This window comes from Streptomyces sp. NPDC048416, assembly GCF_043200435.1.
Classification (GTDB): domain Bacteria; phylum Actinomycetota; class Actinomycetes; order Streptomycetales; family Streptomycetaceae; genus Streptomyces.
This window is the reverse complement of the sequence record NZ_JBICXU010000009.1, coordinates 152,135-174,385: the sequence shown is the minus strand read 5'-3', so window position 1 is coordinate 174,385 and position 22,251 is coordinate 152,135. Positions and strand designations below refer to the sequence as shown.

Sequence of the window (22,251 nt, the reverse complement as noted above, 5' to 3'; positions counted from 1 at the left end):
GGTTACAGGGGCGCGGGGAACGGCGCGGGAGGGGGCCACGGTCCGCGGCCGACCGCGGGGGAGAGGGGCGCGGGGAACGGCGCCAGGTGGCCCCGGGTAAGACTCCGCCCCGGGCGCAGGCGATAGTGGAGTACGTGAGTGCCGCACCCGTACCCCAGCCCCGTGCCGAAGCAGCCGCGCCGTCCGCCCGCGGCGGCGGCCGCCGCACCCTGGCCGCCGCACTGCTCGCCGGCGCCGTCGGCGCCGCCGTCGTCCTCATGGCCTCCGGGCAGACCTGGGCCCACGGCAGCGCGGCCGTCGGCGGTGGCGCGCTGCCCCTGAAGGCCTCCGGCGGCGACATCACCGGCGTCCCCTCCGCCCTCGCGATCGTGGGCCTCGCCGCCCTCGTCGCGGTCTTCGCGGTGCGCGGCGCCGGCCGTGTCCTGGTCGCAGGACTGCTGACGCTCAGCGGCGCCGGAGCCGCCGCGTCGGCCTGGCTCGGCGTCAAGGACAGTGCCGCCCTGGACGAGAAGGCGGCCAAGGCGAGCGGCGACGCCGCCGCCACCGTCACCGCGGTCACCCACACCGGCTGGCCCTACGTCGCCGTCGTGGGCGGCGTCCTGCTGCTGCTCGCCGGGCTCCTGGCCCTGCGCTTCGGCAAGGCCTGGCCCGCGATGGGCGGCCGTTACGAGCGCGACGGCACCCCCCGCCCGCGCAAGGCGCGCACCGCGCCCGACCCCGAGCGCCCCGAAGAACTCTGGAAGGCGCTCGACCGCGGCGAGGACCCGACGCGCGAGAGCTGACCCCCGCACTCACGCACCCTTCGCGGTGCGGGACAATGAGAGCGAGCGTCGGGTCCGGCGCCCCGGTGGCGGCGACACGCCGTCGGCACCAGGGCCACCCGCGGCGCCCGCGCCGACCACGACGACGACCCACGGAAACACCTACGAGGAGCAACCCCCATGGCGAAGAGCGGCCACGGCCACACCCCGGCAGCATGGACCGGTGTCATCATTGCCTTCATCGGATTCTGCGTGACCTGCGTCTTCATAGTGGCCGCCAACCCGGTGGGCTTCTGGGCCGGCATCGCGCTCCTCGCCATCGCGGCCATCGTCGGCGGGGTCATGAAGATGGTCGGCCTCGGCACCCCGAAGGACACGCCCGAGATCAAGCGCATGCGGGACGACGCGGCCGCCAAGGTCCGCGCCCGTCTTGAGGCCCAGGCCGGCTGAACCCGACAGCCACCCTTGCGAGGCGCAGCCCCACCCGGGCTGCGCCTTTCGATGTGAACGGGGACAATCACCGCGTGGACGCAGCCCCGCCGTACCCCGCCCCGGCCCCGGCGCACCCGGCCGCCGCGACGGGCACACCCCTGCGCAGGCTCCTGGTGCCGCTCGCCACGCTCGGCGCGGTCGCCGCGGCCTTCACCTACGTGGGCCTGGTCGACCCCAACCGGCCCGGCCACTACCCGGTCTGCCCGCTGTACGGGTTCACCGGTGTCTACTGCCCGGGCTGCGGCGGGCTGCGCAGCGCGCACGACTTCATCACCGGGCACTTCGCCGCGGCCCTCGGCGCCAATGCGCCGGCCGTCGTCGGCTATCTGGTCTTCGCCGTGGGCTGGGCCCTGTGGGCGGTGCGCTCGGCCCGGGGTCTGCCCCCGCCGCGGTTCGCGCTGAGCGACCGCCAGTGGTGGCTCGTCGGAGCGGTCGTGCTGATCTTCTCGGTGGTCCGGAACCTGCCGTTCGGCTCAGTGATCGCACCGTGACTCCACCGGTGAAACCGCAGGTGACGTCCCACGTGCTGGGACGGGAGTCAACCGGATGTGATCCGTTCGCCCCGGGGCGGATACCATCGACATGGCTGATCGTGACCGTTCCGTACGGTCACCCTCGTCCTGACCGACATCACCGTCCCGGAAGGGGGCCGCTCGCGTGAGTGTGCTCGACGAGATCATCGAAGGCGTCCGCGCCGACCTCGGGGAGCGGCAGGCGCGTGTCAGCCTCGACGAGCTGAAGGAGCGCGCCGAGAAGGCGCCCCCGGCCCGTGACGGGGTGGCGGCCCTGCGCGGCGACGGCGTGAAGGTCATCTGCGAGGTCAAGCGCTCCAGCCCCTCCAAGGGCGCGCTCGCCGCCATCGCGGACCCCGCCGCGCTCGCCGCCGACTACGAGGCGGGCGGCGCGGCCGTCATCTCCGTGCTGACCGAGGAGCGCCGCTTCGGCGGCTCGCTCGCCGATCTGGAGGCCGTCCGCGCCAAGGTCGACGTCCCGATCCTGCGCAAGGACTTCATCGTCACCGCCTACCAGCTGTGGGAGGCCCGTGCGCACGGCGCCGACCTGGTGCTGCTCATCGTGGCGGCCCTCGACCAGCCGGCCCTGGTGTCGCTGATCGAGCGCGCCGAGTCGATCGGGCTCACCCCGCTGGTCGAGGTGCACGACGAGGACGAGGTCGAGCGGGCGGTCGAGGCCGGCGCCAAGATCATCGGCGTCAACGCGCGCAACCTCAAGGACCTCAAGGTCGACCGCACCACGTTCGACCGGGTCGCCCCGGAGATCCCGGACCACATCGTCAAGATCGCCGAGTCCGGCGTCCGCGGCCCGCACGACCTGATCGCGTACGCCAACGCCGGCGCCGACGCCGTGCTCGTCGGCGAGTCCCTGGTCACCGGCAAGGACCCGCGCGCGGCCGTCGCCGACCTCGTCGCGGCCGGCGCCCACCCCGCCCTGCGCCACGGGCGGAACTGACCCGTGCCCATCTCCGCCCGTCTCGCTCCCGGCTGCCGCCCGCGCGGCTGCCGCGCTCCGGCGCGCCGGGTGCACGGGCGGCGCGTGCGGTACGTGATCGGCTCCGAGCCGGGCCAGGTCAACGGCATGCGATGGCGCGGCGGCCCGAGCGCCGCGTGAGCCGAGCCCCGCAAGGGGCGCGGGGAGCTGCGCGACCAGCCACGACGGTCTGAAGTCGCGCTTCCACCTCATCACCTGCGGCGCCTGGGCGCAGCCGTGCCAACCAGCCGACCCAGGACCGGGGCCGCAAACGCCCCCGTGAGGTATCCGCATGCCCGACGAGAACGACTTCTTCGTACCCGACCCAGCAGGTCAAGTCCCCAGCGCCGAAGGGTACTTCGGCGCGTACGGCGGCAAGTTCATCCCCGAGGCGCTGGTCGCCGCGGTGGACGAGGTGGCCGTCGAGTACGACAAGGCCAAGCACGACCCCGCCTTCGCGGCCGAGCTCAACGAGCTCATGGTCAACTACACCGGCCGGCCCAGCGCCCTGACCGAGGTGCCCCGGTTCGCCGAACACGCGGGCGGCGCCCGGGTCTTCCTCAAGCGCGAAGACCTCAACCACACCGGCTCGCACAAGATCAACAACGTGCTCGGCCAGGCGCTGCTCACCAAGCGCATGGGCAAGACCCGCGTCATCGCCGAGACCGGCGCCGGCCAGCACGGCGTGGCCACCGCCACCGCCTGCGCCCTGTTCGGCCTCGACTGCACCATCTACATGGGCGAGATCGACACCCAGCGCCAGGCGCTGAACGTGGCCCGGATGCGCATGCTGGGCGCCGAGGTCATCCCCGTGAAGTCGGGCAGCCGCACCCTCAAGGACGCCATCAACGAGGCGTTCCGCGACTGGGTCGCCAACGTCGACCGCACCCACTACCTCTTCGGCACGGTCGCGGGCCCCCATCCCTTCCCCGCGATGGTGCGCGACTTCCACCGGGTGATCGGCGTCGAGGCCCGCCGCCAGATCCTGGCGCGGGCCGGCCGCCTGCCCGATGCCGCGGTCGCCTGCGTGGGCGGCGGCTCCAACGCGATCGGCCTCTTCCACGCCTTCATCCCGGACGCCTCCGTACGCCTCATCGGCTGCGAGCCCGCGGGCCACGGCGTGGAGAGCGGCGAGCACGCGGCGACCCTGACCGCGGGCGAGCCCGGCATCCTGCACGGCTCGCGCAGTTACGTCCTCCAGGACGACGAGGGCCAGATCACCGAGCCCTACTCGATCTCGGCGGGCCTGGACTACCCGGGCATCGGCCCCGAGCACTCCTACCTCAAGGACATCGGCCGCGGCGAGTACCGCGCGGTCACCGACGACGCGGCGATGCAGGCCCTGCGGCTGCTCTCGCGCACCGAGGGCATCATCCCGGCGATCGAGTCGGCGCACGCCCTCGCGGGCGCCCTCGACGTCGGCAAGGAGCTCGGCAAGGACGGGCTGATCGTGATCAACCTGTCCGGCCGCGGCGACAAGGACATGGACACCGCCGCGCGCTACTTCGGCCTGTACGGCACCGACGCCGAGGTGGCCGCCGACGCCGCGGGCCTCGCCGAGATCGAGGGAGACGCCAAGTGAGCGGCAACGTGACCCTGCTGGACGACACCCTCGCCCGCGCCAAGGCCGAGGACCGGGCCGCGCTCATCGCCTATCTGCCGGCCGGCTTCCCGACCGTCGACGGCGGCATCGAAGCGGTGAAGGCCGTCTTCGAGGGCGGCGCCGACATCGTCGAGGTGGGTCTGCCGCACAGCGACCCGGTCCTGGACGGCCCGGTCATCCAGACCGCCGACGACATCGCCCTCAAGGGCGGCGTGAGGATCGCCGACGTGCTGCGCACGGTCCGCGAGGCCCACGCGGCCACCGGCAAGCCGGTCCTGGTCATGACGTACTGGAACCCCGTCGACCGCTACGGCGTGGAGCGCTTCACCGCGGAACTCGCCGAGGCGGGCGGCGCGGGCTGCATCCTGCCCGACCTGCCGGTCCAGGAGTCCGCGGTGTGGCGCGAGCACGCCGAGAAGCACGGCCTCGGCACCGTCTTCGTGGTCGCCCCCAGCAGCAAGGACGCCCGCCTCGCCACGATCACGGCGGCCGGCTCCGGCTTCGTGTACGCGGCCTCCCTGATGGGCGTCACGGGCACCCGCGAGTCGGTCGGCGCCTCGGCCGAGGACCTGGTGCGCCGCACCCGGGCCACCACGGACCTCCCGGTCTGTGTGGGCCTCGGCGTCTCGAACGCGGTCCAGGCCGAGGAGGTCGCGGCCTTCGCCGACGGCGTGATCGTCGGCTCGGCCTTCGTCAAGCGCATGCTGGACGCCCCCGACCACGCCGCGGGTCTTGCGGCCGTACGGGAACTGGCGGCCGAGCTCGCCGAAGGCGTTCGCCGCACGCGCTAGCGCACGCATCGCACAGCTCACCCGTACGGGTGGAAGTGGGACCGGGGAGGCACGGGCGTGCCTCCCCGGTTCGTTGCTGCGGGTGTGAGTGACAAGAACCCCGATGCGAAAAGGGCCGCGCGCGACCGGCTCATCAAGGAACGCGAACAGCACAAGGCGGGCGAGCGGCGGCGACGGCAGCTGATCGTGGCCGGCGCCGTGGTGGGCGTGCTCGCGCTGGCCGCGGTGATCGGCGTGATCGCCGCCAACGCGGGCGGCGGCGACAGCGCCAAGAGCGCGAGCACCAGCGGCCCGGCCGTGGCTCCCACCGGAGCCGACGAGAAGGACAAGCTGGCCATCCCGGTCGGCGCCGCCGACGCGCCCTCCACGCTCACGGTGTGGGAGGACTTCCGCTGCCCGGCCTGCGCCATGTTCGAGAACGGCTTCAGGGCCACCATCCACGAGCTGGAGAAGAGCGGCCAGATCCGCGTCCAGTACCACCTCGCCACCCTCATCGACGACAAGACCCGCGGCGCCGGCTCGCTGCACGCTGCCAACGCGGCGGCCTGCGCGCAGGACGCCGGCAAGTTCACCGCGTACCACGACGTCCTCTACACCAACCAGCCCGACGAGACGGACGACGCCTACGCCGACAACAACAAGCTGCTCGACCTCGCCAAGAAGGTCCCGGGCCTCGACACCCCCGCCTTCCGCTCCTGCGTCGCCAGCGGCACGCACAACAGCTGGGTCGTGAAGTCCAACGAGGCGTTCCAGGCGGGCAAGTTCAACGGCACGCCGACAGTGCAGCTCAACGGCCAGTCGGTCTTCCCGGCCAAGGGCAGCGAGCAGATCACCCCGGCCAACCTGAAGAAGTGGGTCGCGCAGGCCAACAAGGGCAAGCACGCGGGCAGGGCCACGACCACCCCGGCGTCCTGAGCCCCGGATCTCTCGTTACTCATAAGTTGCCGGGCGGATTGCCGCTGCGCCCGCCCGGCACGGTAGCGTCGACCCTGCCATGGAACTTGCCTTCATCCCCAGCCCGTCGACCGGTGTGCTCCACCTCGGACCGATCCCGCTGCGCGGCTACGCCTTCTGCATCATCATCGGTGTCTTCGTCGCCGTCTGGTACGGCAACAAGCGGTGGGTCGCCCGCGGCGGCCGCCCCGGCACCGTCGCCGACATCGCCGTGTGGGCGGTGCCCTTCGGCCTGGTGGGAGGCCGGCTCTACCACGTCATCACCGACTACCAGCTGTACTTCGGCGAGGGCGAGGACTGGGTCGGCGCCTTCAAGATCTGGGAGGGCGGCCTCGGCATCTGGGGCGCGGTCGCGCTCGGCGCGGTCGGCGCCTGGATCGGCTGCCGCCGCCGGGGCATCCCGCTGCCCGCCTGGGCCGACGCGCTGGCGCCCGGTCTCGCCTTCGCCCAGGCGATCGGCCGCTGGGGCAACTGGTTCAACCAGGAGCTGTACGGCCGGCCGACCGACGTGCCCTGGGCGCTGAAGATCAGCGAGGGCCCGAACCGGATCGCGGGCACCTACCACCCGACGTTCCTGTACGAGTCGCTGTGGTGCCTCGGCGCCGGCTTCCTGATCATCTGGGCCGACCGCCGCTTCAAGCTGGGCCACGGCCGGGCGTTCGCGCTGTACGTCGCCACGTACTGCGTAGGCCGCTTCTGGATCGAGTACATGCGGGTCGACGAGGCCCACCACATCCTGGGCCTGCGTCTGAACGACTGGACGGCCGGCGGCGTCTTCCTGCTCGCCGTCGCCTACATGGTGATCTCGGCGAAGCTGAGCCCCGGCCGTGAGGAGATCGTCGAGCCGGGAGCGCAGGACGATGCGCCGGTGTCCCTGGACAAGTCCTCCGCCACGGGGGAGTCCTCGGACGACCCCGCCGCGCCGACGGACGAGCCCAGGGCGGAGTCGGTGGTCGCGGAGCCGGTCGCCTCTCAACCGGAGCCGAAGAAGGCCTGATCAGCCCCTCCGGCGTTTGACGAGCGGGGGCTCGGGGGCTGAGCCCCCGCGACCCTGGGCACCGCGACCACCTCGGCCGCCCCGGACAACTGCCGCCCGCCGCACGGCTACCCGTCGATCTCCACCCGGTACGGCATCGAGGTCGCGGCCCCCGGCCGCTGGACCGACAGCGCGGCCGCGCTGGACGCCCACGCCAGCGCGTCGGTCATCGGCCGGCCCTCGCCCAGCGCCACCGCGAGGGCGCCCACGAAGGTGTCGCCCGCGCCCGTCGTGTCCACGGCGGTGACCGGCGGAGCCAGCACCGCCACCGGCTCCTGCTGTGTCCTCGACGCGTACAGACAGCCCCGTGCGCCGAGGGTGATGACGACCTCGGGCACCTGGGTGAGCAGCGCGGCCGCGGCGCGTTCCGGGTCGCCCGAGATGCCGGTCAGCGTCGCCGCCTCGTGCTCGTTGGGCACCAACAGGTCGGTGACGGCGAGGAGTTCGTCCGGCAGCGGCTGGGCGGGCGCGGGGGTGAGGATCGTACGGACGCCGTTGCGCCGGGCCGCTTCGGCGCCTTCGAGGACCGCGCTCATCGGAAGTTCCAGCTGGAGCAGCAGCGACTGTGCCTCGGCGATGAGCGCCCGGTCGGCGTGGCTGAGCGAGGTCACGGAACCGTTGGCGCCGGGAATGACGACGATCGCGTTGCCGCCGTCGCCGTCGACCACGATGTGGGCGGTGCCCGAGGGGCCTTCGGTGGTGCGCAGCAGGTCGATGTCGACACCCGCGTGCTCCAAGGTGGTGCGCAGCCGGCCGCCGAACTCGTCCGTGCCGACCGCGCCGATCATCGCGACCTCCGCCCCGGCCCGGGCCGCGGCGACGGCCTGGTTGGCGCCCTTGCCGCCGGGAACGGTGCGGAACTCGTGGCCCGTGACGGTCTCGCCGCTGCGGGGCGCGGTCGTGACGTAGGCGACGAGGTCCATGTTGGTGCTGCCGAGCACGGTGATCCGGGTCATGCGGGGATTGTCTCCCGCGGGCGGCCGGATATGTGCCCGCGAGCGGGTGCGGCGCGTTCGGCGGGGCGGCGGCCCGCCGTGGCCCGCCGCGGCCCCGCGGAGGTCACCCTTAGTGAGCCCACCCTCACTAAGTAAGGCCTTGCTTGCTGGCGCGGCCCTTACATCGAGCGTAGTTTCGACGGTGTTGAGGGGGCGCGGGACGTGGATGGTGCCCGCTGCTGAACGCAAGGGGATAGCTGTGTCCATCATTGATACCGAAGCGACGCTGCACGAGGCGCACCGCGACAACCACACCCACCGCGATGTCAACGGTGGCTGGCTGCGCCCGGCCGTGTTCGGCGCGATGGACGGCCTGGTCTCCAACCTCGCTCTGATGACGGGCGTCGCGGGCGGCGCCGTCTCGCACCGGGCCATCGTCATCACCGGTCTGGCGGGCCTCGCGGCCGGAGCCTTCTCGATGGCGGCCGGCGAGTACACCTCCGTCGCCTCGCAGCGCGAGCTCGTGGAGGCCGAACTCGACGTCGAGCGGCGGGAGTTGCGCAAGCACCCGGCCGACGAGGAGCGTGAGCTCGCCGAGCTCTACATGTCGCGCGGCGTCCAGCCGGACCTCGCCCGTGAGGTCGCGCGGCAGCTGTCGCAGGACCCCGAGCAGGCGCTGGAGATCCACGCCCGCGAAGAGCTCGGCATCGACCCGTCCGACCTGCCCTCGCCCACCGTGGCCGCGGTGTCCTCCTTCGCCTCGTTCGCGCTCGGCGCGCTGCTGCCCCTGCTGCCGTACCTGCTGGGCGCGAGCGCGCTGTGGCCGGCGGTGCTGCTCGCGCTGATGGGTCTCTTCGGCTGCGGCGCGGTGGTCGCCAAGGTCACGGCCCGCTCGTGGTGGTTCAGCGGCGTGCGCCAGCTGGTTCTCGGCGGCGCGGCGGCCGCCCTGACCTTCGGCCTCGGCCACCTCTTCGACACCGCCATCGGCTGACCGGACGTCCGTCGCCCGAAGGGGCCGGTCATCACACGGGGGCGGGGCCACCACTGGCCCCGCCCCCGTGTGACGTACGTCCTGCGCGGTTCGCGCCCCCGCCCCGTAGAATGGCGGAGTATGCGAACGGCCACATAAGTAATCGTTACCCGGCGGTTTCACATCATTTGCCACCGGGCATAGGCCCGTACACACCCGAGAACCGCACGCCTGTGCGTCCCCGTGAGCAACGAAGCCCACGCCCCGGGTGTCCGCATGTTGGAATGGACTATCCGGTTCCCGAGATAGGTTCCATCATGTAACCTGCATCAAATTTTGCAGAGGGCCAGCGTCGTCCCTCGGTATCGCTTCCCCCACTTCACGCGCGGAAGCCCCCCATGCCACAACGACGACGGGAGAGCCGATGCGTTCCGACGCCTGGTCGCCCATGGACGGTCGCCCCGCCCAGCAGGGGATGTACGACCCCCGTAACGAGCACGACGCCTGTGGCGTCGGGTTCGTGGCCACCCTCACCGGTGTTGCCAGCCATGAGCTGGTCGAGCAGGCGCTGACCGTACTGCGCAATCTGGAACACCGCGGTGCCACCGGCTCCGAGCCCGACTCCGGAGACGGCGCCGGCATCCTGCTCCAGGTTCCCGACGCGTTCCTGCGCGAGGTCACGGACTTCGAGCTGCCCGAGGCCGGCTCCTACGCCGTCGGCATCGCCTTCCTGCCCCTCGAAGAGACCGACGATGCCGTCTCGCGGATCGAGACGATCGCCGCCGAAGAGGGGCTGACCGTCCTGGGCTGGCGCGAGGTGCCCGTCACCCCCGCCCTGCTCGGCAACGGCGCCCGCGCCACCATGCCCGCCTTCCGCCAGCTGTTCGTCACCGCGGGCGCCTCCCTGACGGAGTCCGAGGCGGGCCGGCCGACCGGTGTCGCGCTCGACCGCAAGGCCTTCGTGCTGCGCAAGCGCGCCGAGCGGGAGGCCGGTGTCTACTTCCCGTCGCTCTCCGCCCGCACCATCGTCTACAAGGGCATGCTGACCACCGGCCAGCTGGAGCCGTTCTTCCCGGACCTCTCCGACCGCCGCTGCGCCACCGCCGTCGCCCTCGTGCACTCGCGGTTCTCCACCAACACCTTCCCCTCCTGGCCGCTGGCCCACCCGTACCGCTTCGTCGCACACAACGGCGAGATCAACACGGTCAAGGGCAACCGCAACTGGATGGTGGCCCGCGAGTCCCAGCTCGCCTCCAACCTCTTCAACTCCGGCGCCGGCAAGATCGACCGGATCTTCCCCGTCTGCACGCCGGACGCCTCCGACTCGGCGTCCTTCGACGAGGTGCTGGAACTCCTCCACCTCGGCGGACGCTCGCTGCCCCACTCGGTCCTGATGATGGTCCCCGAGGCGTGGGAGAACCACGAGTCGATGGACCCGGCCCGCCGCGCCTTCTACCAGTTCCACTCCACGATGATGGAGCCCTGGGACGGCCCGGCCTGCATCACCTTCACCGACGGCGTCCAGGTCGGCGCGGTCCTCGACCGCAACGGTCTGCGCCCCGGCCGCTACTGGGTGACCGACGACGGCCTCGTCGTCCTGTCCTCCGAGGTCGGCGTCCTCGACATCGACCCCGCCAAGGTCGTCCGCAAGGGCCGCCTCCAGCCCGGCCGGATGTTCCTCGTCGACACCGCCGAGCACCGCATCATCGAGGACGACGAGATCAAGGCGTCCCTCGCCGCCGAGAACCCGTACCAGGAGTGGCTGGAAGCCGGCGAGATCGAGCTGGAGGACCTGCCCGAGCGTGAGCACATCGTGCACACCCACGCCTCGGTCACCCGCCGCCAGCAGACGTTCGGCTACACCGAGGAAGAGCTGCGCGTCATCCTCGCGCCGATGGCCCGCACCGCGGGTGAACCGCTCGGCTCCATGGGCACGGACTCGCCGATCGCCGCGCTCTCGGCGCGCCCCCGGCTGCTCTTCGACTACTTCACCCAGCTGTTCGCGCAGGTCACCAACCCGCCGCTGGACGCGATCCGCGAAGAGCTGGTCACCAGCCTGCGCTCCACGCTCGGCCCCCAGGGCAACCTGCTTGAGCCGACCGCGGCCTCCTGCCGCAGCGTCACGCTGCCCTTCCCGGTCATCGACAACGATGAGCTGGCCAAGCTGATCCACATCAACGCCGACGGCGACATGCCGGGCATGAAGGCCGCCACGCTGTCGGGCCTTTACCGGGTCTCCGGCGGCGGCGACGCGCTCGCCGCCCGCATCGACGCCATCTGCCAGGAGACCGACGCGGCGATCGAGGGCGGCGCCCGCCTGATCGTCCTGTCCGACCGGCACTCCGACGCCGAGCACGCGCCGATCCCCTCGCTGCTGCTCACCGCCGCCGTCCACCACCACCTCATCCGCACCAAGCAGCGCACCCAGGTGGGTCTGCTGGTGGAGGCCGGTGATGTGCGCGAGGTGCACCACGTCGCGCTGCTCATCGGATACGGCGCCGCAGCCGTCAACCCCTACCTCGCCATGGAGTCCGTCGAGGACCTGGTGCGGGCCGGCACGTTCATCGAGGGCCTTGAGCCCGAGCAGGCCATCCGCAACCTGATCTACGCGCTCGGCAAGGGCGTCCTGAAGGTCATGTCCAAGATGGGCATCTCCACGGTCGCCTCCTACCGCGGCGCGCAGGTCTTCGAGGCCGTCGGTCTCGACGAGGCCTTCGTGCAGAAGTACTTCATCGGCACCGCCACCAAGATCGGCGGCGCCGGTCTCGACATCGTCGCCAAGGAGGTCGCCGCCCGGCACGCCAAGGCCTACCCGGCCTCCGGCGTCCCCTCGGCGCACCGCGCCCTGGAGATCGGCGGCGAGTACCAGTGGCGCCGCGAGGGCGAGCCGCACCTGTTCGACCCGGAGACGGTCTTCCGCCTCCAGCACGCCACGCGCACCAAGCGGTACGACGTCTTCAAGCAGTACACGGACCGCGTGAACGAGCAGTCCGAGCGCCTGATGACGCTGCGCGGCCTGTTCGGTTTCACCAGTGGCCGGGAAGCGATCTCCATCGACGAGGTCGAGCCGGTCTCCGAGATCGTCAAGCGGTTCTCGACCGGCGCCATGTCGTACGGCTCCATCTCGCGCGAGGCCCACGAGACGCTGGCCATCGCCATGAACCAGCTGGGCGGCAAGTCCAACACCGGTGAGGGCGGCGAGGACGCGGACCGCCTGTACGACCCGGCGCGCCGCTCCGCCATCAAGCAGGTCGCCTCCGGCCGCTTCGGCGTCACCTCCGAGTACCTGGTCAACGCGGACGACATCCAGATCAAGATGGCGCAGGGCGCCAAGCCCGGCGAGGGCGGCCAGCTGCCCGGCCACAAGGTCTACCCGTGGGTCGCCAAGACCCGGCACTCCACCCCGGGCGTCGGCCTCATCTCGCCGCCGCCGCACCACGACATCTACTCCATCGAGGACCTGGCTCAGCTGATCCACGACCTCAAGAACGCCAACCCGGCGGCCCGCATCCACGTGAAGCTGGTCTCCGAGGTCGGCGTCGGCACGGTCGCCGCCGGTGTCTCCAAGGCACACGCGGACGTCGTCCTCATCTCCGGCCACGACGGCGGAACCGGTGCATCGCCGCTGACCAGCCTCAAGCACGCGGGCGGCCCCTGGGAGCTCGGCCTCGCCGAGACCCAGCAGACCCTGCTGCTCAACGGCCTGCGCGACCGCATCGTGGTGCAGACCGACGGCCAGCTCAAGACCGGCCGCGACGTCATCATCGCGGCCCTGCTGGGCGCCGAGGAGTTCGGTTTCGCGACCGCGCCGCTCGTCGTGTCCGGCTGCGTCATGATGCGTGTCTGCCACCTGGACACCTGCCCGGTCGGCATCGCCACCCAGAACCCGGTCCTGCGTGACCGTTTCTCCGGCAAGGCCGAATTCGTCGTGAACTTCTTCGAGTTCATCGCCGAGGAGGTCCGCGAGATCCTGGCCGAGCTCGGCTTCCGTACGATCGAGGAGGCCGTCGGCCACGCCGAACTCCTCGACACCGACCGGGCCGTGACCCACTGGAAGGCCCAGGGCCTCGACCTCGCGCCGCTGTTCCACGTGCCCGAGCTGCCCGAGGGCGCCGTGCGCCACGCGTTGATCGAGCAGGACCACGGTCTGGAGAAGGCGCTCGACAACGAGCTCATCAAGCTCGCCGCCGACGCCCTCGAAGCCGAGAGCGCCGAAGCCGCCCAGCCGGTCCGCGCGCAGATCGCGGTCCGCAACATCAACCGGACCGTGGGCACCATGCTCGGCCACGCGGTGACCAAGAAGTTCGGCGGCGCGGGCCTGCCCGACGACACCATCGACATCACCTTCACCGGCTCGGCGGGCCAGTCCTTCGGCGCCTTCCTGCCGCGCGGCGTGACCCTGCGCCTGGAGGGCGACGCCAACGACTACGTCGGCAAGGGCCTCTCCGGCGGCCGGGTCGTCGTCCGCCCCGACCGTGGCGCCGACCACCTCGCCGAGTACTCCACGATCGCGGGCAACACCATCGCGTACGGCGCGACCGGCGGCGAGCTGTTCCTGCGCGGCCGCACCGGCGAGCGCTTCTGCGTCCGCAACTCGGGCGCCACCGTCGTCTCGGAGGGCGTGGGCGACCACGGCTGCGAGTACATGACGGGCGGCACCGCGGTGGTACTCGGCGAGACCGGGCGCAACTTCGCGGCCGGCATGTCCGGTGGCATCGCGTACGTCATCGACCTCGACCGGGACAACGTCAACTCCGGGAACCTGGGCGCCATCGAGGCCCTGAGCGACACCGACAAGCAGTGGCTGCACGACGTCGTGCGCCGCCACTTCGAGGAGACGGCGTCCACGGTCGCCGAGAAGCTGCTGGCCGGCTGGTCCGTGCACGTGGACCGCTTCAGCAAGATCATCCCGACCACGTACAAGGCAGTGCTCGCCGCCAAGGACGCCGCTGAGCTCGCCGGTCTCTCCGAGCAGGAGACCACCGAGAAGATGATGGAGGCGGCGACCCATGGCTGACCCCAAGGGCTTCCTGACCACCGGACGCGAGGTCGCCAAGACCCGCCCGGTGGGTGAGCGAGTCAAGGACTGGAACGAGGTCTATGTTCCCGGTTCGCTGCTGCCGATCATCAGCAAGCAGGCCGGGCGCTGCATGGACTGCGGCATCCCGTTCTGCCACAACGGCTGTCCGCTCGGAAACCTCATCCCCGAGTGGAACGACTACGCCTACCGCGAGGACTGGCGGGCCGCGTCCGAGCGCCTGCACGCCACGAACAACTTCCCGGAGTTCACCGGGCGGCTGTGCCCGGCGCCCTGCGAGTCGGCGTGCGTGCTCGGCATCAACCAGCCCGCCGTCACCATCAAGAACGTCGAAGTCTCCATCATCGACAAGGCGTGGGACACGGGCGACGTCCGGCCGCAGGCGCCCGAGCGGCTGTCCGGCAAGACCGTCGCGGTCATCGGCTCGGGCCCGGCGGGCCTGGCCGCCGCCCAGCAGCTGACCCGGGCGGGACACACGGTCGCCGTGTACGAGCGCGCCGACCGCATCGGCGGCCTCCTTCGCTACGGCATCCCCGAGTTCAAGATGGAGAAGGTGCACATCAACCGCCGCATCGAGCAGATGCGCGCGGAGGGCACCAAGTTCCGCACCGAGGTCGAGATCGGCCGCGACATCGACGCCGCGAAGCTGCGCAAGCGCTACGACGCGGTCGTCATCGCGGCCGGCGCCACCGTCTCGCGCGACCTGCCGGTCCCGGGCCGCGAGCTGAACGGCATCCACTTCGCGATGGAGTACCTGCCGCTCTCGAACAAGGTGCAGGAGGGCGACTTCGTCACCCCGCCGATCACCGCCGCGGGCAAGCACGTCGTGGTCATCGGCGGCGGCGACACCGGCGCGGACTGCGTGGGCACCGCCCACCGCCAGGGCGCTGCCTCCGTCACCCAGCTGGAGATCATGCCGAGGCCGGGCGACGAGCGGAACCCGGGCCAGCCCTGGCCGACGTTCCCCATGCTCTACAAGGTGACCTCAGCGCACGAGGAGGGCGGCGAGCGGGTCTACTCCGTCTCCACCACCCACTTCGAGGGCGACGAGGACGGCAACGTCAAGGCGCTGCACCTGACCGAAGTCGAGTTCATCGACGGCAAGTTGACCCCGAAGCCCGGCACCGAGCGGTCCATCCCCGCACAGCTCGTCACCCTCGCCATGGGCTTCACCGGCACCGACCAGGCCAACGGCCTCGTCCAGCAGTTCGGCCTCGAACTGGACGCGCGGGGTAATGTGGCCCGTGACGCGGACTTCGCGACCAACGTCGACGGTGTGTTCGTCGCCGGTGACGCGGGCCGTGGCCAGTCCCTGATCGTCTGGGCGATCGCCGAGGGCCGCTCCGCGGCCCGGGGCGTCGACCGGTACCTGACCGGAGCGAGCGACCTGCCCGCGCCGATCCGCCCCACGGACCGTTCCCTGATGGTCTGACCCCTTGAACGTCCCGTACAACGACGTGCGGAACTGACCGACGCCCGCCCCACTGTCCCCGACCGGACGACTGGGCGGGCGTCGCGGCGTGTCCGGGCGCCCCGCCCCCTGTAGCGACCACCGGCCACCAACGCTTCAGTGGCCTTCCTCGCCTTCCTCGCCTTCCTCGCCGCCCTGCCCGGGCACCGATCGTGCGGGCCCTGCTGTTCCTCCTGCCCCGTCCGGCCATCGGACGTCGCATCCGCGGCGCGGACACTCCTGGCACAGTGGTGACGAACATCGTGACGGAGAGAGTGACTGACCATCAAAGGGGCGTGTCCTTATGAGTGTTGAGTTCCTGATCACCGCGTTCATCATCGTCGTCGCGCCGGGAACCGGCGCGGTCTACACCGTCGGCACGGGCCTGGCACGCGGGTTTCGCATGTCGGTCGTGGCGGCCTTCGGCTGCACCCTCGGGATCGTTCCGCATCTGGCCGCCGCGATCGCGGGTCTCGCCGCCATCCTGCACACCAGCGCCGTGGCCTTCGCGAGCTTCAAGTGGGCCGGAGTCGGCTATCTGCTCTTCCTCGCCTGGCAGACCCTGCGCGAGAAGGGCGCCATGAGAATGGACGCGCAGGGCGAGGACCAGCCGCAGGAGCGTTCGTCGGCGCAGATCACCTGGACGGCCATTCTGATCAACTTCCTCAACCCGAAGCTGTCCATGTTCTTCCTGGCGTTCCTGCCGCAGTTCGTCCCGGCCGGCAGCGCCAACTCCCTGCCGCACATGCTCGAACTCTCGGCCGTGTTCATGGCCATGACGTTCGTCGTGTTCGTGATCTACGGTGCCTTCGCCGCAGGCGTGCGCGACCACATCATCTCCCGCCCCAAGGTGCTGGCCTGGATGCGCCGTACGTTCGCCGTGGCCTTCGTCGGCCTGGGACTGAAGCTGGCCACCGCCACGCGCTGACCGCCGGCCGCGCGCACCACCCGGCCGCGCGCACCACCCGGCCGCGCGCACCACCCCGCCGTGCGCCTCCCCGCAGGAGCCTGGCCCCTCCAGCACACGCGAGTTGGCGTACGCTCGGCACTCCCGCCCACCGGGCGGCGAGTGAACGGAGACGAGGCGCATGGCCGCACTGTCCCTCCGGAAAGTGGAGGAGGCCGCGCCCGCGCTGGTCTCCCTCTACAAGAGCGCCGCCGCCTCCCTGGAAAGACACGGGCTCGACGACGAGACCGCCGCCGTGTACCTCGTCGTCGACCACTCGGGGTCCATGCGCCCGTACTTCAGGGACGGCAGCGTGCAGACGCTCGCCGACCGGGTGCTCGGCCTGTCGGCGCACCTCGACGACGACGGCCGGGTGCCGGTGGTCTTCTTCTCCACGGACATCGACGCCGAGACGGAGATCGCCCTGGAGAACCACCGGGGCCGCATCGAGCGGATCGTGGCCAACCTCGGGCACATGGGCAGGACCAACTACCACGTCGCCATGGACGCGGTCATCGACCATTACCTGGAGAGCGGCGCGAGCGCCCCCGCCCTCGTCGTCTTCCAGACGGACGGCGCCCCCAGCGGCAGGCTCGCCGCCGAACGCTACGTCTGCAAGGCGGCCACCCTGCCGATGTTCTGGCAGTTCATCGGCTTCGGCGATCCCCACAGCCACCAGTTCGACTTCCTGCGCAGGCTCGACGAGTTGGCCGTCCCCGACTACCGGTGTGTCGACAACGCCGGTTTCTTCGCCGCCGGGACCGACCCTCGGAAGATGACCGACGCCCAGCTGTACGACCTGCTGCTCGGCGAGTTCCCGCACTGGCTGCGCGCGGCACGGGCAGCGGGGATCGTACGGTGAGGACCCTGCGGGCCGCCGCGAGAACGGCCGTGCCGTGGAAGAACGGCGGCGGAGTGACCCGGAGCGTCGCCGCGCACCCCGAAGGCGCGGGGACCGCCGACTTCGCCTGGCGCGTCAGCCTCGCCGACGTAGGCGCGGACGGCCCCTTCTCGGGCTTCCCCGGCGTGGACCGGATCCTCACCGTCGTCGAGGGCGCCGGCATGGACCTCACGGTGGGCGGCCGACGCCGCCTGGTGGACGAACGGTTCGTACCCCAGCGCTTCCCGGGCGACGCCCCCACCGACTGCCGGCTCCTGGCCGGCCCCGTCGTCAACTTCAACGTGATGTTCCGCCGAGGCCGTCCCGAGCCGTCGGTCGCCGTCGTGCGCGGCGACCTGAACGTCCCGGGGCCCGCCCTGATCGTCGCCCTCGACGCACCCGCCGACGTGGACGGCGTACGCCTGGACCGCTACGACGCGGCGCTGACCGACCACGGCATCACACCGGTTCGGGCCGCGGGGCACATCGCCGTGGTCACCCTCCCTTTGCCGCCTTCCGGGCGCGAACTGCCCGGACCATGAGGTTTCCTGGAGCCATGACGATCCCGGAGACAGGCGAGACAGGCGAGACAGGCGAGACGGGCGAGACAGGCGCGGCAGGGGCCACGGCGGCCGGCTGGGCCCGGTTCCGCACGGCCGAGGCGCTGTTCGCGGCCGGCGTCGAGGCACGGTTCACGAAGTACAAGCACCATGTCCTCGCGACCCTGCGCAAGGACGGCTCGCCCCGGGTGACCGGTATCGAGGTGGAGTTCCAGGGCGACGACTTGTGGCTGGGCATGATGCCCGGCTCGATGAAGGCCCACGACCTGCGGCGCGACCCGCGTTTCTCGGTGCAGGCCAACCCGGGCCCGGACGCCGCGATGGCCGACGGCGACGTACGGGTCAGCGGCCGCGCCGTGGAGGTCACCGACCCCGCGGTGATGGCGCGCTTCGCCTCCCAGGTGGAGCCGCCCGAGCCCTTCCACCTCTTCCGCGCCGAACTGACCGAGGTCGTGCGCACCGACGTCGAGAACGACGACCTGGTGGTACGGGTCTGGCGGCCCGGCGCCGCCCTGCGCACCCTCAGACGCGGCAACGGCGACGGGGGAGTGCGCGAGGACGCCTGAGGGCGCGGGCCACGGCGGCCACCGTCACCCGGTCCTTCGACGCGCGCGAGTTTCCAGGAACGGACAGCCCGTTCCGGTCGAGCCACCCCACCGGCGTCGTCACGACGGCCCCGCCATGTCCCCCCGGCCACGCGGGTGTTCAGCCCGCGAGCACCTGCGCCCGGCAGTCGTCCGGTGTGCCCCAGGCGTCCCTGAGCGGGCGAGCCTTGCGCAGCCACAGCGACAGGTCGAGCTCCTGGGTGTACCCCACCGCGCCGTGCAGATGCAGCGCGGTGCGGGCGGCGGCGTACGCGGCCTCCCCGGCCGTCACCTTCGCCGCGGCCACCTCACCCGGCGCGAGCGACAACGCAGCACCGTAGAGCAGCGGCCGGGCGAACTCCACCGCCACCAGCGTGTCCGCGAGCCGGTGCTTGACCGCCTGGAACGCCCCGATCGGCTGCCCGAACTGGGTGCGCTGCTTGACGTACGCCACGGTCCGGCTCAGCAGCGCCTCGGCGAGCCCCACGCACTGCCCGGCCGTCGCGAGCCGCGCCCAGAGGACCGCGTGGGCGACCGCATCCGTCAACTGGGCGCCCCGGGCCAGCAGTTCACCGCCGGGCAGGGGCCTCGCAAGGCGCCGTGCCGGGTCGGTGGACGGCTGGAGGGGCCCGTGCCCCGGCGCGATCCGCACCTCGTGGTCCGTCGCGACGAGCACCACGTCCGCCGCGTCCGCGTCGAGCGCGTACGGACTCGCGCCCGGCACCAGGACGCTCGCCACACAGGTGCCCGACACGATGGAGGGCAGCAGCCGCTTGGCGGGTCCCTCCTCGCCCAGCTCCGCGAGGCGCGTCAGGAAAGCCGTCGCCGCCACCGTCTCGACGACCGGGCCCGGCACCGCGTGCCGCCCCAACTCCACGCAGGCCAGGGCGAGTTCCACGGGCAGCGGGCCGACGCCCTCGTACGCCCCGGGGGCCGCGAGCGCGAACACCCCGGCGTCGGCGAGCCGCGACCACAGGGCCCGGCCCGCCCCCGTGTCCCCCGCGCTCCAGGCCCGTACCGCCGAGGGAGTGCCGGCCGCGCTCAGCATCGCGTCGAGGGAGCGCGCGAAGTCGCGCTGGTCCGAGGTGGGCTGGAACCTCATCGGCGGCCCTTCGGGAGGCCGAGCAGCCGCTCGGCGATGATGTCGCGCTGGATCTCGTTCGTCCCCGCATAGATGGGGCCGGCCAGTGAGAAGACATGGCCCTCGGCCCAACTGCCGTGTGCCGGGGCCTCGTCGGCCGCGTCGGACAGCTCGCCGTGCGGCCCCAGCAGGTCGAGCGCGCACTCGTGCAGGGCGATGTCGTACCGCGACCAGAACACCTTGTTGAGGCTGGACTCGGCGCCGATCGTCTCGCCCGCCGCGAAGCGCGAGGCGTTCGCGCAGGTGAAGAGCTGATAGGCGCGCGCCCCGATCACCGCGTCCGCGACCCGGTCGCGCAGCGCGGTGTCCGCGGGATCGCCCGCCGTGCGCCACAGCTCCACGAGCCGCGCCGCAGAAGCGAGGAACCGGCCGGGGGAGCGCAGCATCAGGCCGCGCTCGTTGCCGGTCGTCGACATGGCGATCCGCCAGCCCGCGCCCACCTCGCCGATGACGTCCTGGTCGGGCACGAACACGTCGTCGAGGAAGAGTTCGGCGAAGGCGGGCTTGCCGTCGAGCCGCCCGATGGGCCGGACCGTGACGCCGGACGCCCGCAGGTCGAACATCAGATACGTCAGGCCCTGGTGGGGCCTCGGCGCGTCGGGATCCGTGCGGAAGATGCCGAAGGCCCGGTCGGCGAACGCGGCCCGCGACGACCAGGTCTTCTGCCCCGACAGCAGCCAACCTCCGTGGGTCCGCACGGCTTTGGAGCGCAGAGCGGCGAGGTCGGAGCCCGCATCCGGCTCGGACCACGCCTGCGCCCAGATCGTCGCGCCGCTCGCCATGCCGGGCAGGATCCGCGCCCGCTGCTCGGGCGTGCCGTGGTCGAACAGGGTCGGCGCGAGCAGGTTGATGCCGTTCTGCGAGACGCGCCCGGGGGCGCCCGCCGCGAAGTACTCCTCCTCGAAGACGAGCCAGTGGAAGATGTCCACGCCCCGGCCGCCGTACCGGCTCGGCCACGACACCACCGACCAGCGGTCACCGGCCAGCCGGGCCTCCCACTCCCGGTGCGCGGCGAACCCCGCCCCGGTCTCCAAGGAGGGCAGGGGGGCGGCCGGGACATGCGCGGCGAGCCAGTCGCGCGCCTCGGCCCGGAAGGCCTCCTGATCGGGCGTGGGATCCAGGTCCATGGGGACGGCACACCATCCTTCCCTAACAAGTGTTTGGTAGGTTAACGTGGCGCCGTGACCGACAACAAGGCTCCGTACGTGCCGGGCCACGGCCTCCTCGACGGCCGCACCGCCGTGGTCACCGCGGCCGCCGGCGCCGGGATCGGCGGGGCCACCGCCCGCAGACTCCTCGAAGAGGGCGCCCGCGTCGTCATCGGCGACGCCCACGCCCGCCGCCTCAAGGAGACGGAACAGGCACTCGCCGCCGAGTTCGGCGCCCACCACGTCGCCGCCCTGCCGTGCGACGTGACCGACGAACACCAGGTCGCCGCCCTCTTCGCGCTCGCCGCCCGCGCACACGGCGGCCTCGACATCGTGGTCAACAACGCCGGCCTCGGCGGCACGTGCGCGCTGGTCGACATGAGCGACGAGGCATGGTCCAAGGTCCTCGACGTCACCCTCAACGGCACCTTCCGCTGCACCCGCGCGGCCCTGCGCGCCTTCAAGGAGACCGGCCGGCGCGGCGTGATCGTCAACAACGCCTCCGTCGTCGGCTGGCGCGCCCAGGCAGGCCAGGCCCACTACGCCGCCGCCAAGGCGGGCGTCATGGCCCTCACCCGCTGCGCGGCCGTCGAGGCCGCCGCGTACGGCGTACGGGTCAACGCGGTCGCACCCAGTCTCGCCATGCACCCCCACCTGGTGAAGGTCACCTCCGCCGACCTCCTCGAAGAGCTCACCGCACGCGAGGCGTTCGGCCGCCACGCCGAACCCTGGGAGGTCGCCAACGTCATCGTCTTCCTCGCCAGCAGCTACTCCTCCTACCTCACCGGCGAGGTCGTCTCCGTCAGCAGCCAGCACCCCTGACGGCGGCAGCACAATGGACAGGTGCCGACGAACAAGAAGAAGACACAGGTGACCGCCTCGCCCGAGCGGCGGCGCGAACTCCTGACCACGGCGGCCGAGGTGTTCGCCGCCCAGGGATACAACGCCACCACCGTCCGCAGGATCGCCGAGGAGGCCGGGCTGCTCGCGGGCAGTCTCTACTACCACTTCGACTCCAAGGAGTCGATGCTCGACGAGATCCTTTCGAGCTTCCTGAACGAGCTCTGGCAGGGGTACGACGCCGTGCTCGCGGCGGGACTCGGGCCCCGCGCGACCATCGAAGCCCTGGTCACCGAGTCCTTCCGGGAGATCGACCGGCACCGCGCCGCCGTCGCGATCTACCAGAAGGAGGCCAAGCACCTCGCGGACCAGCCCCGCTTCCACTACCTCGCCGACTCGCAGCAGAAGTTCGAGAAGGCGTGGCTGGGAACGCTGGAGCGCGGCGTCGCCTCCCAGGCGTTCCGCGCCGACCTGGACATCCGCCTCACCTACCGCTTCGTGCGCGACACGGTGTGGGTGGCCGCGTCCTGGTACCGGCCAGGCGGCCGGCACAGCCCGGAGGAGATCGCCCGCCAGTACCTCTCGATGGTCCTCGACGGAATCGCCGTCGTTGCGTAACCCGCCTGCCGATCCGGGG

Annotated in this window: 21 protein-coding genes; 18 read left to right on the top strand and 3 right to left on the bottom strand. The window is 71.9% G+C overall.

All coding sequences use genetic code 11. The annotated features are described in order from the left end of the window. Positions 1-125 precede the first annotated feature (125 nt). From ACGFW5_RS14780 to lgt, 9 genes are all read left to right on the top strand, one after another. On the top strand, positions 126-782 hold the full coding sequence (locus ACGFW5_RS14780) for a TIGR02234 family membrane protein (RefSeq protein WP_393834590.1): 657 nt from the start codon (positions 126-128) through the stop codon (positions 780-782). A 159-nt stretch (positions 783-941) separates the two neighbouring features. Continuing rightward, positions 942-1,211 carry an HGxxPAAW family protein gene (locus ACGFW5_RS14775; protein WP_393834589.1) on the top strand — a complete coding sequence of 90 codons (270 nt, stop codon included), beginning with the start codon at positions 942-944 and terminating at the stop codon, positions 1,209-1,211. A gap of 74 nt (positions 1,212-1,285) precedes the next feature. Next, positions 1,286-1,744 carry a DUF2752 domain-containing protein gene (locus ACGFW5_RS14770; RefSeq protein WP_393834588.1) on the top strand — a complete coding sequence of 153 codons (459 nt, stop codon included), beginning with the start codon at positions 1,286-1,288 and terminating at the stop codon, positions 1,742-1,744. Positions 1,745-1,910: 166 nt separating this feature from the next. Then, entirely contained in the window at positions 1,911-2,720 is an 810-nt protein-coding gene (gene trpC, locus ACGFW5_RS14765) for an indole-3-glycerol phosphate synthase TrpC (protein WP_393834587.1), read from the top strand. A 3-nt stretch (positions 2,721-2,723) separates the two neighbouring features. Further along, positions 2,724-2,879 carry a tryptophan biosynthesis modulator TrpM gene (gene trpM / locus ACGFW5_RS14760; RefSeq protein WP_350229773.1) on the top strand — a complete coding sequence of 52 codons (156 nt, stop codon included), beginning with the start codon at positions 2,724-2,726 and terminating at the stop codon, positions 2,877-2,879. 151 nt (positions 2,880-3,030) lie between these two features. Then, positions 3,031-4,320, top strand: a complete 1,290-nt coding sequence (gene trpB / locus ACGFW5_RS14755) for a tryptophan synthase subunit beta (RefSeq protein ID WP_393834586.1) — start codon at positions 3,031-3,033, stop codon at positions 4,318-4,320. Continuing rightward, complete coding sequence (gene trpA / locus ACGFW5_RS14750; RefSeq protein ID WP_393834585.1) at positions 4,317-5,132, top strand: tryptophan synthase subunit alpha; 816 nt, start codon at positions 4,317-4,319, stop codon at positions 5,130-5,132. Before trpB ends, trpA begins: the two co-directional genes overlap by 4 nt. Before the next feature lie 84 nt (positions 5,133-5,216). Next, positions 5,217-6,047, top strand: a complete 831-nt coding sequence (locus ACGFW5_RS14745) for a DsbA family protein (RefSeq protein WP_393834584.1) — start codon at positions 5,217-5,219, stop codon at positions 6,045-6,047. Positions 6,048-6,126: 79 nt separating this feature from the next. After that, positions 6,127-7,083, top strand: coding sequence for a prolipoprotein diacylglyceryl transferase (lgt, locus tag ACGFW5_RS14740; protein ID WP_393834583.1), 957 nt, complete (start codon positions 6,127-6,129; stop codon positions 7,081-7,083). A 107-nt stretch (positions 7,084-7,190) separates the two neighbouring features. Here the strand turns inward: lgt and rbsK are convergent, their stop codons facing one another. After that, positions 7,191-8,078 (bottom strand): ribokinase, encoded by an 888-nt coding sequence (rbsK, locus tag ACGFW5_RS14735; RefSeq protein WP_393834582.1) that lies wholly within the window; start codon positions 8,076-8,078, stop codon positions 7,191-7,193. A 238-nt stretch (positions 8,079-8,316) separates the two neighbouring features. Between rbsK and ACGFW5_RS14730 the strand changes: the two genes are divergently transcribed. The 7 genes from ACGFW5_RS14730 to ACGFW5_RS14700 all read left to right on the top strand — a co-directional run bounded on the left by ACGFW5_RS14730 (position 8,317) and on the right by ACGFW5_RS14700 (position 18,467). Next, the gene (locus tag ACGFW5_RS14730; RefSeq protein ID WP_393834581.1) at positions 8,317-9,048 is read left to right on the top strand and encodes a VIT1/CCC1 transporter family protein; all 732 of its coding nucleotides are present in this window, start codon (positions 8,317-8,319) and stop codon (positions 9,046-9,048) included. 403 nt (positions 9,049-9,451) lie between these two features. Further along, positions 9,452-14,044 carry a glutamate synthase large subunit gene (gene gltB, locus ACGFW5_RS14725; RefSeq protein ID WP_393834580.1) on the top strand — a complete coding sequence of 1,531 codons (4,593 nt, stop codon included), beginning with the start codon at positions 9,452-9,454 and terminating at the stop codon, positions 14,042-14,044. Further along, the gene (locus ACGFW5_RS14720; protein WP_393834579.1) at positions 14,037-15,497 is read left to right on the top strand and encodes a glutamate synthase subunit beta; all 1,461 of its coding nucleotides are present in this window, start codon (positions 14,037-14,039) and stop codon (positions 15,495-15,497) included. The genes gltB and ACGFW5_RS14720 overlap by 8 nt, the downstream gene beginning before the upstream one ends. A 322-nt stretch (positions 15,498-15,819) precedes the next feature. Continuing rightward, positions 15,820-16,443 carry a LysE family translocator gene (locus tag ACGFW5_RS14715; protein ID WP_393834578.1) on the top strand — a complete coding sequence of 208 codons (624 nt, stop codon included), beginning with the start codon at positions 15,820-15,822 and terminating at the stop codon, positions 16,441-16,443. 160 nt (positions 16,444-16,603) lie between these two features. Continuing rightward, a complete protein-coding gene (locus ACGFW5_RS14710; protein WP_393834577.1) occupies positions 16,604-17,323 on the top strand; it encodes a VWA domain-containing protein in 720 nt (239 codons plus the stop codon). Then, positions 17,320-17,883: a HutD family protein gene (locus tag ACGFW5_RS14705; protein ID WP_393834576.1), complete on the top strand. Its 564-nt coding sequence runs from the start codon at positions 17,320-17,322 to the stop codon at positions 17,881-17,883. The genes ACGFW5_RS14710 and ACGFW5_RS14705 overlap by 4 nt, the downstream gene beginning before the upstream one ends. Before the next feature lie 14 nt (positions 17,884-17,897). After that, positions 17,898-18,467: a pyridoxamine 5'-phosphate oxidase family protein gene (locus tag ACGFW5_RS14700; protein WP_393834575.1), complete on the top strand. Its 570-nt coding sequence runs from the start codon at positions 17,898-17,900 to the stop codon at positions 18,465-18,467. A gap of 139 nt (positions 18,468-18,606) precedes the next feature. Here the strand turns inward: ACGFW5_RS14700 and ACGFW5_RS14695 are convergent, their stop codons facing one another. Both ACGFW5_RS14695 and ACGFW5_RS14690 read right to left on the bottom strand, forming a co-directional pair. Further along, complete coding sequence (locus ACGFW5_RS14695; RefSeq protein ID WP_393834574.1) at positions 18,607-19,587, bottom strand: acyl-CoA dehydrogenase family protein; 981 nt, start codon at positions 19,585-19,587, stop codon at positions 18,607-18,609. Further along, on the bottom strand, positions 19,584-20,753 hold the full coding sequence (locus ACGFW5_RS14690; RefSeq protein ID WP_393834573.1) for an acyl-CoA dehydrogenase family protein: 1,170 nt from the start codon (positions 20,751-20,753) through the stop codon (positions 19,584-19,586). Before ACGFW5_RS14690 ends, ACGFW5_RS14695 begins: the two co-directional genes overlap by 4 nt. A 54-nt stretch (positions 20,754-20,807) precedes the next feature. Here ACGFW5_RS14690 and ACGFW5_RS14685 point away from each other — a divergent pair, with 54 nt between their 5' ends. Then, the gene (locus ACGFW5_RS14685) at positions 20,808-21,596 is read left to right on the top strand and encodes an SDR family oxidoreductase (RefSeq protein WP_393834572.1); all 789 of its coding nucleotides are present in this window, start codon (positions 20,808-20,810) and stop codon (positions 21,594-21,596) included. Between the two features lie 21 nt (positions 21,597-21,617). Beyond that, a complete protein-coding gene (locus ACGFW5_RS14680) occupies positions 21,618-22,232 on the top strand; it encodes a TetR/AcrR family transcriptional regulator (protein ID WP_393834571.1) in 615 nt (204 codons plus the stop codon). Positions 22,233-22,251 lie beyond the last annotated feature (19 nt).